Genomic DNA, 13,065 nt, shown 5'->3' with positions numbered 1-13,065 from the left:
TGCACGGCCGCAGTCCCTAGCTGCTGCATGTCCTGGTCAACTGTATAAGCGGCGGAGGCACGGCGGTACGCGAGCGCTACCGTTGCGTAAGCGTCAGTGATCAATGCCGCTAATTCATCGTTGCCATCGATCGCCTGGCGCTCGCGCAGCCTAACCACCTTGAGAGCTGGTTTGAGCGAGTTGCGCATTTTGTAACTTTGGGTCAGAAACATCAGGCTGACACGCTGCAGCTGCTCCAGCGATCACTTCGTAGAACTGTTGCTTTCGCGGCTCATCCGCTGACAGGTAATTTTTCAATAGACGCCGGGCCCTTGCTTCCAGGCGTTTGCGGTCCTCTCGGATTTTCTCTCGCTGCCTATCAGGCTTGAACCAACTGAACACCGTTGTCTCTATTTGCACGGGCCGAGGCATACCGCTCAAAATTACGCGGTTGCCCCTCCAAAGTTCCGTAACAATTCTCCCACCCCCACAGTCGCGGTACCTTAGCACCCGCTGAACCGTGTCCGTCTAGGCTAGCGATCGCGAGCTGCCCGGGTTTCGGCGAACTGTAATTTTGCGAAGCTCCATCACGCGGCTGCGGAGGTGCGTGTCGTTTTCCGAGGAGCGGGGTGGTACCTCACGTCGCCAGGTGCAACACGCGTCAGCGTTTCTGAATTTTCGTTTGTCACCCCAAGGCTTTTGCAAAGACATAAGCGGTTGTTTATCTTTGAGCGCATTGTAACGGCCATTTCATTGACCGTTTTGGTCCAGCCTCCTTTGCGGTTGGGGGAGCTCAACCTTCTCAAGGTTGGGTCCCGCGCCAAACATGATTGGATTTCAACTTAATTAAGCCAACAGTCTTCCGGCGGGGGAGCGCTCGGGGATGTAAGACGGCCCAAACCTCGTGCCATATTCAGAGGAGTCAGGCCAAGCCCAACGCACCACGGCATCGGCTGCAAAGCCGAGCACGATTGTGCTGATGCTGCTTTCAACAGGCTGGAGCGGGCACATTTGACTTGCTCGTCTGCTGTCCTGGTCCTAGCCGGACTTGCGTCTATTTCAATCAACTGGTCCGGAGCACGCGTTCTCGACTACTTATGACCAGTGCGATTCCGCCGAGTATCGCAAGCGAAGATGCAGACAGGCGAAGGGTGATGACCTCTCCAAGCACCAAAGTGGCCCCTAGCGCAGTAATAACCGGAACGCTTAATTGTACAGACCCGCCTTGCGCGGTGGTCAGCTCTGGCACAGCCGCGTACCAGATTGTATAGCCGAGCCCGGACGCGATTGCGCCAGAAAGGATTGCGCAGACAATCCCAGTAGCGCTGAGGTTCGTGTCGAACAATACGCCGCATAGAGAAAGACAAGCTGCAATTGGTACGGCACGCAGGAAATTTCCGGCGGTCGCAGCAAGGGGATCCGCGGTGCCTCGACCAAGCAAGGAGTAGACACCCCATGCAATGCCAGCCGTCAGCATTAGACACGCCCCCTTCAGAGACGGCGCTGACGCACCAGGAGCAACGAGCGCGGCCAGCCCTGCGATGGCGATCGTCAGTCCGAGCCACTGTAAGGTGGACAACCGCTCGCCGCGGAGGAGCCCATAGGTGACCATTGTCGCCTGAACCGCTCCAAACAGCAAAAGCGCTCCAGCTCCGGCTGGAACGGAGACATATGCAAAGGAAAATGCTGCCGCATAAGCGAATAGCGCCACAGATGCGGACCAGGAACCTCCGGGCTTTTTGACCTTCTGGGTGACCAACAAAATAAGCCAAAGCACGCACGTGCCTGACGCAAGCCGCACAATGGTAAAAGTAGCCGGATCAATTGCGGCCTCGGACAAAGCGACCCTGCAAAGTACCGAATTTGCTGCGAATGCAACCATCGCTAGACCCGTTAAGCCTATTGTCCGCATCTTGGGCATGGGAGGGCAACCGAAAGATCAAATGAACGAAATAGGACGTCAGCGAGGAATGAGGGGTCGTCATCGCAAGCACCGAGCCCACCATGACTGCGGCACCAGCGACGAACGAAAAATCGCATGTCAGCAAAACTGTGGCCCCGATCGGGCACGACAATGCAACGCTTATCGCTTATTCCTTTGCCTAGCCGATCGCTGGCGAAAGCGGCATGGTATAAGTTGTAGCGGTGCCGACGATACATGGCTCGCCGCTCGCGTTTCGGACAATGGTCTCCAGCTTGCAGATCGGTTTATCATCCCGAACGTCCTCGACCTTAACGCTCGCCGTAATAGTCTCACCGACGCGAACGGCCTTGACGAAACGCCAGTTCGTTTCAAGAAACACAGTGCCCGGCCCAGGCAAATCCTCAGCCACGACGGCATTCATCAGACCAGTCGTGACCCCGCCTTGGACGATAAGTCCGCCGAAGGGCGAATTGGTCGCCAATTCGACATCGTAATGAATGGGATTCTTGTCGCCTGTCATCTCGGTGAACATTTCCACATCGCGCATGGTGGTCGTGCGACTTCTTTCCGCGCGGTGTCCCAGCATGGGCCGACCAGCCAGCGTTCGAGTCCAGGGTGAAGCTATCGTCATCGTCGTTCTCCTATGCTGCTAGAGAGGCCGGTTGGCACGAGCTCGCAATGTGATTGGCCTCCGTTTTCATTGCTGCACTCAGGTCAGCATGAAGTTGCTTGACCTCATCGAAGTCCCATGAGAACGAGGCGATTGCATCGGTGGTACGCATAAGCGGCAAAGACAGCGCGTCGCGTTCGCGTTGATAGGCCTCCAGTCCGCGAGCACCACCTTCGACGATGCCTCGTGACAACAATTGCGCATCGCGAAGGGCGTCCGTGATGCCGTGCGCCGTCAGGGGATCTTTGAAATAGCCGGCATCACCGACGAGCGCCCACCCTGCTCCGTGACAATGTCTGAGATAGCTCTTGGCTCCCCCAAAGCTTCGCAAGCGGCCGATCAGTGTCGCCCGCTCAACATTAGCGCGCAGCTCCGGCGAGTTCGACGCGAGCACCTGCAGAAAGCCGCCCATCGCGTCACCCCGAAACGTACTAACGAACAGCGAAGTCGGAACTGCCGCGAAGACGCAATGACTTGAGTTCGTTGGAATCACTCCTGCCGCGACGTTCTTCGCGAAATGCCAGTGCAGACCATCACTGTTTAGATCTGCAAAGTAGCCGAATATGATGCCCGAGGCATTGGAGCCTTCGACCAAGACTTGTGCGTTGACGAGCTGTGCAACGGTCGACTGGCGGCCGTCCGCACCGATAACGATATCTGAGCGGACGGTCATGCATGCACCCCTGCCATCTCTCAGCGAGGCACCAATGACCCGGCCGCTCGATGCAAATTGCAGCTCGGAGAGCGCGACACCGTGGCGAACCACCGCACCCGCTTCGCGGGCCGCATCGACTAGCAACGGATCTAGCACCGTGCGTCGTGGCGCCAGCAGGCTATCGACGCCATGTTCTGGCTTTATGTCTACTTTAACCGCCTCGTCGCCGTAATGGAACGTCGTCGATCGAATCGCCGGCGTCCCTGCGGCTGCAATGCGCGGAATCAATCCCCATCGCTTGAGTTGCAGCACCGCAGACCGCATTAGGGCGTGCGTCGACATCGTATCAGAGCCGTATTGCTGCCGATCGATCAGGAGGACCTTTGCCCCTGACCGCGCCAAAAGAAACGCCGTAGCAGCGCCCGCACAGCGTGCACCGATAACTATCACATCATAATGTGAGTCAAGATTGTGGAGGCCGTTCATGGCAATACTCTCAAGCAGCAGCACGATCGAGGTTGTGACTCAAGTGAGCGGCGAGATCCGCAGCATCGTCGCCCGCTCCGTCAATGAAGGATGATTTACGTCGCCGCATGAATGGCAGACCCATAACGTACATCCCGGGTGCGGCAACGATCCCGCCATCGTGACGGATGCGCCCCTTTCGATCGAGGACCGGGACGTCGAGCCACGAGTAATCGGGCCGATACCCGGTGGCCCAGATCACCGTCCTGATCCCGCTGTCCTGCAGGTCAATACTAAGTCTCGTCTTGGGCCCAACGTCGGTTGGCTCGTAGCGATAGGACGCGGGGAATCGGTCCGCAAACCCGTTCTCGTCCACCCAATCGTCAATGCTGGCGAGGAGCCGGTTCATCTTGAGATCGGCTAATGCGCAGTTGTTGGCCAGCGATCCCGAGAACTGCGCCTTTCCATCACCAAGGCCAACGAGACGGCCCACAAGCTCGACACCCGACTTGCGCAGGCTGTTGAGGTCGATCGTCACGCGCTCCGGCGTTCCGACCAGCTGCAGGGATGGCAGGTGCCGCGCCCTCTCGATGTCCTCGACCGCATCGTAGCGAACGTCCATGGCGCCAATCGCGTCCATCCACCATTGGATGTCCCTTCCGCGGTAAGTGCGCGGCATCCGGACATGCTCTCCGATGGAGAGCACGACGTGACGACCTGAGGCATGGATCTCGCGCGCAAGCTGCATGCCGCTCGCCGAGGCACCGACGATCATCACGCCGCCGTCGGCCAGAACACCGGGGTTCCGGTATTGCATGGGCGTGAGGCTGTTAACGGTGTGACGCAGGCCAGCAGTTTGAGAGGGAATAGCGGCGATGTTGCAGGCACCACTGGCGATTACCAGAGTGCGGCACTGCCAGGGACGTTGGCTGGTGGAGACCTGGTAGCCTCCTGGCGCCAGTCGCACCTTCGTCACGCGTGTCCCAGTCACGACCGGAGCTCCGGAAACATCTGCGTAACGCCCCAGATATCGGACGACCTCAGGCATAGCCATAAAGCCGTCCGAATCAGGACCGTCATAGGCATAGCCTGGTAGACGGCTCTGCCAGTTCGGCGTCAGGAGGCGGAGCGAGTCCCACCGCTCCGTGCGCCATGAGTTCGCCACCTCACCTCGCTCAAGAACCACGTGATCGATCGAGCGGGCGGTCAGATGCCTGCTCATAGCCAATCCCGATTGGCCGGCGCCGATGATAATCGTAGTCACAAATCTCACGACACTCGCTCCTTGATCCAGTGGCCGCCGTTAGTTGACCGTGACGAAGACGTTCGTCGGATTTGTTATGATGTCGAATACGGCCGACCGCTTCTGCGATTGCGCGACAAGCGCCTTGATGTCGTCATCGCTCGCATCAGCGCGGATGTCGAAGTGAACGCGGATGGCGCCGAAGCCATTGCGCACGTCATCGTCGATCCCAAGGATGCCCTGAATGTCCATGTCGGCTTCGAGAGAGGCCTTGACAGAATGAAGCTGGATCCCGCGTCGCTGGGCGATCGCTGCAACACCCGCCGTGAGGCAGCCTGCGAGGCCTGAGAGGAGGATCTCGACCGGAGTTGGAGCGTGGTCCTCGGCTGCGAAGACCTGCGGGTGATCTGCCTCAAGGGAGAACGTCTTGTTGCGGGACTGCTCAGCGCCAAGTCCGAAGAAGCTCCCGATCGCAGAGCGACTGTGCGTTCCACTCACCCACTCGCAGGCCGCGCGCCACTTGAACTGCGCAGCCTCTGGAGCCTGCTGCAAGGCCTCGCGCGCCTGGAGCAGCGCACTCACATTAACTCCGTTGTCAACCTTAGCCGCGGTCGAAATGCTGTTGGTGTTAGTCATTATCTCTCTCCTATTGTGGGTTCACTAGTCACATTTGGACGGCCCTGCTGTGGCACAGCCGTATCCCCTCCGGCGCCCGTGATGCGCAGGTGATGGATCTCTCTCTTCGATCGGTGAGCGGCGTGTTCGCCGGTTATGTGATCGACTTGGTGTTATTGGCGCGGACTATTCGTACGCAGCGGCTATCGTCTATCGACGATCATGTTGATTTCATTTGTTGACGATACCGTTGCCAAAAACCATAGGCGCGCGCGTGCCGTTCCGAGCTAAACGGTGGGATGCGTTCCAGTTCACAGTTGAGGCCTGGCTCACTCGTTCTTCCCGATAAGCAATCGCTGCGGCGACTCGGCGGTTAAGGATTCGCTTCGCACGGATCAGTAGAAATAACCCGCGCCGCCTTAGGATCGGCATCGTGCCGGAGAAATAGGTCGTGAGCATTGGTAGAGTTCCGTCAAGTGGCAGGTGAGCCGCAGCCCTGGAGCAGCCCCGCCTCCCAGCCGCCCGCCAAACGCGACCACACAGGTGCTTGGGCTTCCTTGCAGCCCGATGAACACGCAATTCGGCGTCTTGGGCCGGAACCATCGTATCGGTAATACTCAGAAGCCTGCCCATTTGGGGTGTTGTCCATTGAAGTATCGATAGCTGATCTGTAGACTTTGGCTTCGGGTAAAGCTTGGCGGAATTGTTTAGAAAAGCATTTGTTCTCCTTTGGAATGCCTTTGTTTCCGTTGATCATGCGCTACGGAGGCTCGTAGTGAAATATCGCTTCGCTCATTTTGAAATTGATCCGAGCCGGCATGAACTGCGCCTATCTGGCGAGGTCGTCCATATCGAGCCTCAGGTATTCGATCTGATCGTGCACTTCGTGCGAAACCGTGATCGGATCGTCAGCAAAGATGAACTGATAGAGACGATATGGAATGGCCGCATTATCTCAGAAGCAGCACTCAGCAGCCGGATCAATGGTGCCCGCCGCGCGCTAGGCGATAACGGAAACGATCAGATCTTCATAAAAACATTCCATAAGCGCGGCTTTCGATTTCTTCCGGATGTTCAGGAAATCAGCCTGAGCTCAGATCGGGAGGTATCTCCGCTTGTTCCTAATGCTGTCGAGTCAGGCGGCGCCCCAGCCAATGCCTCACTAACGGAGGTGGGCGGCTTGACTGATATTGTTTCGGAAACGACAAGAGCAGAGACCGTCACGCGATCGTCAATCGCCGTGATGCCATTCGCGAACAACTCCGGTGATGCTGAGAACGACTACTTCAGTTATGGACTGACCGAGGACATCATTCGCCTACTCGCCCGCAACCGCTGGCTTGCAGTCATTTCCCGGCATTCAACCATGGCGTTCCAAGGCCAGCGTGTCGACCCACGCGATGTTGGGCACCAGTTGGCAGTCAAATACCTGGTGCTCGGTAGCGTTCGCAAGAACCGCGAGGCAATCCGGATAACGGCAGAGCTCGTCCGAACTGTTGATGGAGAGCAGTTGTGGTCCGAGACGTACGACCTACAGCTCGAATCTATTTTTGACGTTCAAGAAGAGATGGCGACGCAGATCACCGCAACGATCGAACCTGAGCTGTCGAAAGTTGAGCAGAAGCTCGCGGCCCGCAAAGCGCCAAGCAGTCTAGATGCCTGGGATTGCTATCAGCGCGGTTTGTGGAATTTATGGCGATTCACCACCCCAGGGTTCGACCAGGCCGAAACTTATTTTCACCGTGCCCTTGCGGCAGATCCGAAGTTCGCGCGCGGTCATGGCGCGCTGGGCTATGTTAACGTGCAACGCGCCTTCGTCGATGACCCGAAGGACCGGCCGGCTCGCTTGGAACTTGCTCTGCGTCAAGCGCGCCATGCCGTTTTGCTCGATGACCTTGATTGTTTTTGCCACTGCGTACTCGGACGGGCTCTATGCTTGACGCATCGGAATGATGAAGCGCTCGCGGCTCTCGATCTATCTTTGGAGCTCAATCCAAGCTTTGCACAAGGATACTTTGCACAAGGGTTCAATTTGCTTTGGTATGGGCAAGAAAATCAAGCAGAAGCGCTGCTCGATCGAGCTGCCATGCTCAGTCCTCGAGACAGCGATCTTTCGAGTTTTCATCATGTCCGGTCTTGGACGCATTTCTCCCTTGGAGAGTATGAAATAGCAGTTGAGTTTGCTCGTAGGGCAACACGGCAGACCAACGTAACCTATCAGGTATTTGCCACCTTGGCGGCTTCATTAGGCCTTTTAGGAGAGAAGGCGGAGGCAAAGACGGTTGCGGCTGAATTACTTCAGCGCAAGCCGAGCTATAGCGCCGAGACCGCAAGGCAAGAGTTTTTCTTCTGTAACGATCCGGGCTTTGTGAACCGATATGTCGAAGGCTTACGTGTGGGCGGTGTGTGAAAGGTAAGTCAACGGTGCAACTAAGTGGGCCGCTCACTTAGAGCCAAGCATCTCACGAATATGGGATGATAGGGAGCGGGGTCCGCTTTGAAAGACTCCCGCGCCTGGCAGCATTAGGTCCGGTGTCGATCTAAAAGAATAGGATAGACCAGGCCTAAGTGCCTGAGAGCCTAACCTGCGCAGGGTTAAGCTCGAGCACGCGATTCCACAGAGCGCATGAAGTTGGTTCGCCCTGCAAGATTATGGGGGAGCGCTCGGGTATCTCGGAGAAGCTATATGTCTCCAGATACCGAAAAGCTATGTTGAGTGGTTCGGGTAACAAGGGGAGCGACACGTTGCCACCGGCAGGGCGGCCGGTTTTTTGCCTCTGGACCGAGTTCGTCCAGGACCCCGGCCCAAGTCCAAGCCGGTGGCCGGGCCGCACCTCTGGCTTCCTGAGCGCCGAGAACCATCGTCGCACCGATACACCCAACGTTACGTCCGTTATCTTGACGACCGAACGAGAAGCGCGAGGAGTGGGTGCGCGCGCCAGGGACGAGGCCAAGGCGCTGCCACGGTCATTGGCCTTACGATGTCGCCAAGAACCCAAGGCAGGTCGAAAGAGATCGGGCGGCCTAGGGTTATCACTCGTAAATACCGCTTTCCTATCGGAGCAACCCTTGAGGCCAACATGATACGTATGTCGGCTTTGCCAGAAACGGAATTTCAACCTGCGCGCCCATCACGAGAGCGGACTTACGGCGACAAGGCGGTCGGCGCCCGTTTTGGTTCGCACGCTGCAACGGGCGATCTCGAAATCTCACTAAGCCTCAACCGTCTCGATGTAATCGCGGTGTGGGGTGTTCGTCGTCCTGTTGCCGTCAAAGCGAACCATGACGGTGCGGCTATGGCGCTTAAGACCGACAACGGTACCCACCTTACTGCCGAGCAGTGGGCTACGTTCCCATCAAGGCCTGGCGCGACCCCTAAATGGGAAACCCGATGAAGGTGATTGCCGTGATGATCGACATCGCCGACAGCGCCGCCACAAACCAAAACCATGGCGTTCTCGCGGCGGTCGGCTTTAGCTCGTTCACTATTTCCCCATCGCCTTCAGCCCCAGCTGTGCTGCGGCCGCTATTTCTTCCCGGTTTCTACTTCTTCCAATATTTTTCGTAGCTCTCGTTTGATCCCGCTCTTTTTATCGAGAAATACGGTATCGATCTGATCCGCGGTGAGTCCGTTCTGTCGCATTATTTTCAGCATTCGTGCGGTTTCGGTTGCACACGAGCCGAACGCCCTTTCAGCGGCCAAATTTATGTCGGTTGCGCCGAGCCGCATCTGACTAATTGCTGAGGAATAAACGCACTCGTTATACCGATCGCTAATCTCTTTCATCCGCGCCGCCACAGGGTCGTTTTGGGCAAAAGCGCTTACAGCCAGGGAGGCGAAAAGAAGGCCCAACACCGTTCCCTTAACCAGGCCGATCATTTCCCCTTCGCCTTGGGGGCTTTGGCTTTCGGGGGCGGTGGCCCCGCAGCCTCCCTGGCGAGCCGCTCTGCCTTCAGACGCTCACGGTTGTTAGAGAAGGCCTTCTGCGCGATCTCGTGCTCAGTCATTGCCTTCTTGGCATCGACTTGGCGAAATGCCTTACGCGCATCGCGCTCGGCTTTGGTGGTCGGCTTTGGTGGTTGAAGCCCGCCCGGCGGCCTTGTCATTTCTTCGCCTTCAGCCCGATCTCGACTGCCTCTCGCGCCAGCCTTTCTGCTCTAAGGCGTTTGTGGTTTGCATGGAATTCTGGCTCGGCTTGGCTGTCCGATATCGTCTGCCTCGACGAAAGCGGGTGGAGAGCCCGTCGCTCGAGCTCGTCCGCAACCTGTTGCTCGGCAGACCGCTTCGGCTTGATCATTTGCTTTTTCCCCTTCAGCCCCGAGTTCGACCAGGCGGCGGATGGCTTCTTAACGCAAATCAGCGGGTCGGCTGGCTGGTACTTCCGGTTTTCGGCCTCGCAGCCTCCTTCGCGCGCTCGGCCTGCCAGGCATCATACTCCGGCGTCCCACGACGCGGAGGCGCGTTCGTCGGCAATCCGCCCATCCAATGCGGCATGTCGGCGACATGGGGGCCGCTGGCACAGGCCGAGACCGAGAGACAGAGTGGGCACAGGATTAGCAATGTCCGGAGCACGGTCGAAATCCTAAGCACGGCCGCAGACGTCGTTTATCCGCTCCAATCGACCACGTTTCCCCGAGGTGGGGAATTGATTTTTTAACCAAATCAGGTGCAGCATGTCCGCGGGCTTGAACACCCGGACTAGAATAGGCGTTGCGACCGATTGGCGTCGGAAGCTGCCGAATGCATGGACCCGCGGGTCTGATGCGGGATGCACCTTGGCGGGTGCACCGACCTGGCGTTTATTGCCGGGAGGGGTGCGCTATGTCCAGAGCGAAAGCTTAAAGGCCATCCGCCTGTTTCTAGCAGGTGTTCAACTCCCGGCTGCCGGTCTGTTACCGGCTACGGCCTTGAACAGCCATCTAGAAAGCAAACCACCATGACCATCGAACGACCGATGTTTCCGCCCGTCGATCCAACACGGCGGCACTTACTCACCATCGCTACCGGCGGCGCCCTTGCTGCTGCAATCCCCGCCGCTGCCCTGGCGGGCGCGGTTGATCCCGTGTTCGAACTGATCGAGGCCCACAGAAAAGCTCATGCCGCTCACATGGTTTCGCTCGAGCTGCAAAACCGCTTTGAGCGCAGATACGGCGCCGGGCATGGAAGCTGGTCTCTACACAGCCCTGCCACGACGCGGACGACGCGTTCGTGGCTTTCGTGGCGGCGCCGGCGACGACGGTACCGGGGTTGCTCGCAAAACTGGACTACTTCGAGGAGTTGGCAAGCGAGGACGAGACGGAATGGATGACCCGCGAACGCGCGGAACCGGACGTCCTCCTTCAAAGCTTTTGCGGCGTCCCTCAAGAATATCGGGGTGCAGGCATGAGCAACGTTATCAATCTGTCCGCGCTCAGAGCGGCGCGTATCCCGAACCGCGTACTCCGTTCCGAGAGTGTCGCGCCGTTCGAGCCCCGCGACACAGGCCGCCGACCCACCGGCCGGCGCATGGTGTTTCGCAGCTACAATCTGATCGTGCAATCGGACGAGGCAGACCTGATGCGCGATGTTTGTTTCGACATTGACAAGGCTCAGACCAAACTCAAGGCCATCCGACGACAATTGCAGTGCGATCGCGAACACGCAGCCGCGCGCGAAAAACTACTTACATCAGCCGAAAACAAGCTGAGCGCGGCAATCGTCGCGGCCCGGTCGCTGACCCGCACGCCGGTGCCATTCCTTGAGCCGCCGCGCCGCACCAAGAGCGAGGCGCTCGCACATCGGCGGGAGTTCAAAGCGGCGATGCGACAGCGCATCAGGGACATCGCCGCGTCTCGCGATCTTTCCGAAGAAGAGATCAAGCCGGCACTGACACTCAAGCATCACGAGATAGCCAAGTTCACTAAAAAGCACGGCGTGAATGTCGAATGGTTGCTGGAGGGCAAGGGGCGCATCTTTGAGAAAGATCCGACCTCATCGAACCCGAATATGTGCGCTGCAGAGCTTGCAGCGTTGGTGAGGACGTTGCCCGAGGCCGAGCAACAGATGATCGAAGCCGTGGTTGATCGGTTGCTGAAGGAGCGAGGTCTATGAAGCACCGGCGCCGATCGATGAGGAAGCGCAACCGGCAGGGACTGGCAGCGCTTGCCAGGCGGCCGCGCCAGTAATGTCGGGTTAACGCTTCAGGCGCACTGTGATCGTGACCTTCTGGTGGTCACGCGTATTGAGTAGAGCCGTCGCTGGGAATACCTGCGACGGCTTTTTTGCAGGAGAGTAGATGGATTATCAGGCTTTCACGAATGACAGCCTCACGATGATGTACGCTGCCGTCCGTGGCGCTTTGGCTGCCGATGACGCGGCCGAACATCAGGGCGGCGAACCCACGTTCAAGGTCCGCGATACGCCAGAATGGAAGAAACACGCCGCGGACTTGGAATCCGAAATGCTTAGACGGGGCATGCTGTTCGAGATCATCGATTGGGCTGAGGGACAAGGATCCCTGCCGCTTTAGAGTTTCCGGCCGCGGGGCTTCGGTTCCGCGCTCACGCCGTCGGTGAAGGTCTCAAGCCGGCCGCTTCAACCCGGCGGGTTTTTCTTTTGATTTGGCAGGCGCGGCAATCTGCAGGCTTTCTCTCACCGGCCGCTGGTTTCGAGGTGCGGCCGAAGGAATCGGCCGGGAAAATCGAGCGGCCCACCGCCGTTCGCACCGTCTTTGAAGGGTCCAGGGGGATGATACTCATAACAGCTCCGGGTTTTCGGTGATTTGACGCCCTCAATCGCCGAACAGCTTCCCGAAGTCGTGCGGATGGCGATGGGCGCAACTGTGTCCCGAATAAGGATAGAGCTGACTTTCCGCCGGTGTTGGAATCTGATCACACCATGCGGCAGCACAGCACCCAAGGGTAAACAGCGTGGGCGCCCATGCGCCGGGCCGATCGACTGGCACCACGGCACCCCGCGAACCGAACCCGCACCAGCGGGGCTTCCTAGATTCAGGAAAAGGCCATACCGGATCAGCCGTCCGCTTTAAGGGCCACGTAGATCCATACAGCAGCAATGAAAAAGGCGATTGCCGCATACCAGATCACGATCGGGGCGAAATATCGCCAGCGCCGGCGCAGCTCCCGCACCCAATGAGGCATTTCCATCGGCGGACCCAAGTTTGGACCCAAACACAGCACAACGGGCAGGGAAGCCCTGAAAAGCTTACACAATCATACCTGCTGATACGCGTCGACACGACGCCGTGCGTATTTCAATACCGGGGCGTGCGCATGCCAACGGCGCCGGTATACGGATTCACGTTGCCGCGGGTACCGTAGTTGTCCATCTGCGTGTTGTTGGGGTTGGTCGCGCGCGAGCCGCCTACATAGGTGCCGTGGCTGTTGACGTAGGGCGACACGGTGTGGCTGCGCGAGTTTGAGCCAGTGCCGTAAAGCTGCGCTTGGGCAGCGGTCGCGGCCAGCGTCAAAACCGCGGCCAAAATGATCTGCTTCATTCCTGGTCCCCCACTGGT

At 58.3% G+C, this 13,065-nt stretch carries 16 protein-coding genes; 5 read left to right on the top strand and 11 right to left on the bottom strand.

The genetic code is table 11. The features are described 5' to 3' along the window. Positions 1-1,042 precede the first annotated feature (1,042 nt). From GWE18_RS28785 to GWE18_RS28760, 6 genes are all read right to left on the bottom strand, one after another. On the bottom strand, positions 1,043-1,819 hold the full coding sequence (locus GWE18_RS28785) for a DMT family transporter (protein ID WP_275189086.1): 777 nt from the start codon (positions 1,817-1,819) through the stop codon (positions 1,043-1,045). Positions 1,820-2,081: 262 nt separating this feature from the next. Then, positions 2,082-2,489: a MaoC family dehydratase gene (locus GWE18_RS28780; RefSeq protein ID WP_275189085.1), complete on the bottom strand. Its 408-nt coding sequence runs from the start codon at positions 2,487-2,489 to the stop codon at positions 2,082-2,084. Between the two features lie 55 nt (positions 2,490-2,544). Next, positions 2,545-3,714 carry an NAD(P)/FAD-dependent oxidoreductase gene (locus GWE18_RS28775; protein ID WP_275189084.1) on the bottom strand — a complete coding sequence of 390 codons (1,170 nt, stop codon included), beginning with the start codon at positions 3,712-3,714 and terminating at the stop codon, positions 2,545-2,547. Positions 3,715-3,724: 10 nt separating this feature from the next. After that, on the bottom strand, positions 3,725-4,957 hold the full coding sequence (locus tag GWE18_RS28770; RefSeq protein WP_275189114.1) for an NAD(P)-binding domain-containing protein: 1,233 nt from the start codon (positions 4,955-4,957) through the stop codon (positions 3,725-3,727). 39 nt (positions 4,958-4,996) lie between these two features. Then, positions 4,997-5,572 (bottom strand): OsmC family protein, encoded by a 576-nt coding sequence (locus GWE18_RS28765; RefSeq protein ID WP_275189083.1) that lies wholly within the window; start codon positions 5,570-5,572, stop codon positions 4,997-4,999. A 210-nt stretch (positions 5,573-5,782) separates the two neighbouring features. Beyond that, positions 5,783-6,010 carry a hypothetical protein gene (locus tag GWE18_RS28760; RefSeq protein ID WP_275189082.1) on the bottom strand — a complete coding sequence of 76 codons (228 nt, stop codon included), beginning with the start codon at positions 6,008-6,010 and terminating at the stop codon, positions 5,783-5,785. Positions 6,011-6,326: 316 nt separating this feature from the next. Between GWE18_RS28760 and GWE18_RS28755 the strand changes: the two genes are divergently transcribed. The 3 genes from GWE18_RS28755 to GWE18_RS28745 all read left to right on the top strand — a co-directional run bounded on the left by GWE18_RS28755 (position 6,327) and on the right by GWE18_RS28745 (position 9,119). After that, entirely contained in the window at positions 6,327-7,961 is a 1,635-nt protein-coding gene (locus tag GWE18_RS28755) for a winged helix-turn-helix domain-containing protein (RefSeq protein ID WP_275189081.1), read from the top strand. A gap of 670 nt (positions 7,962-8,631) precedes the next feature. Next, complete coding sequence (locus GWE18_RS28750; RefSeq protein WP_275189079.1) at positions 8,632-8,946, top strand: hypothetical protein; 315 nt, start codon at positions 8,632-8,634, stop codon at positions 8,944-8,946. Continuing rightward, on the top strand, positions 8,943-9,119 hold the full coding sequence (locus GWE18_RS28745) for a hypothetical protein (protein ID WP_275189078.1): 177 nt from the start codon (positions 8,943-8,945) through the stop codon (positions 9,117-9,119). Before GWE18_RS28750 ends, GWE18_RS28745 begins: the two co-directional genes overlap by 4 nt. Here GWE18_RS28745 and GWE18_RS28740 read toward each other — a convergent pair. The 4 genes from GWE18_RS28740 to GWE18_RS28725 all read right to left on the bottom strand — a co-directional run bounded on the left by GWE18_RS28740 (position 9,078) and on the right by GWE18_RS28725 (position 10,713). Then, on the bottom strand, positions 9,078-9,431 hold the full coding sequence (locus tag GWE18_RS28740; RefSeq protein WP_275189077.1) for a hypothetical protein: 354 nt from the start codon (positions 9,429-9,431) through the stop codon (positions 9,078-9,080). The two genes, GWE18_RS28745 and GWE18_RS28740, sit on opposite strands and share 42 nt — an antisense overlap. Continuing rightward, positions 9,428-9,658, bottom strand: a complete 231-nt coding sequence (locus GWE18_RS28735; RefSeq protein WP_275189075.1) for a hypothetical protein — start codon at positions 9,656-9,658, stop codon at positions 9,428-9,430. Before GWE18_RS28735 ends, GWE18_RS28740 begins: the two co-directional genes overlap by 4 nt. Beyond that, complete coding sequence (locus GWE18_RS28730; RefSeq protein ID WP_057852314.1) at positions 9,655-9,849, bottom strand: hypothetical protein; 195 nt, start codon at positions 9,847-9,849, stop codon at positions 9,655-9,657. The genes GWE18_RS28735 and GWE18_RS28730 overlap by 4 nt, the downstream gene beginning before the upstream one ends. A 690-nt stretch (positions 9,850-10,539) precedes the next feature. Continuing rightward, positions 10,540-10,713 (bottom strand): hypothetical protein, encoded by a 174-nt coding sequence (locus tag GWE18_RS28725; protein WP_275189074.1) that lies wholly within the window; start codon positions 10,711-10,713, stop codon positions 10,540-10,542. Between the two features lie 47 nt (positions 10,714-10,760). Between GWE18_RS28725 and GWE18_RS28720 the strand changes: the two genes are divergently transcribed. Next, positions 10,761-11,642: a hypothetical protein gene (locus tag GWE18_RS28720; RefSeq protein ID WP_275189073.1), complete on the top strand. Its 882-nt coding sequence runs from the start codon at positions 10,761-10,763 to the stop codon at positions 11,640-11,642. Between the two features lie 184 nt (positions 11,643-11,826). Then, complete coding sequence (locus GWE18_RS28715; RefSeq protein WP_275189072.1) at positions 11,827-12,060, top strand: hypothetical protein; 234 nt, start codon at positions 11,827-11,829, stop codon at positions 12,058-12,060. Between the two features lie 744 nt (positions 12,061-12,804). On the opposite strand, the gene GWE18_RS28710 is transcribed toward GWE18_RS28715, so the two are convergent. Further along, positions 12,805-13,047, bottom strand: a complete 243-nt coding sequence (locus tag GWE18_RS28710) for a hypothetical protein (protein ID WP_275189070.1) — start codon at positions 13,045-13,047, stop codon at positions 12,805-12,807. Positions 13,048-13,065: the final 18 nt, after the last annotated feature.

The organism is Bradyrhizobium sp. CSA112 (assembly GCF_029051645.1).
Classification (GTDB): Bacteria; Pseudomonadota; Alphaproteobacteria; order Rhizobiales; family Xanthobacteraceae; genus Bradyrhizobium.
Note: the sequence above shows the minus strand (reverse complement) of the source record. Positions and strands in the feature narration are given on the sequence as shown.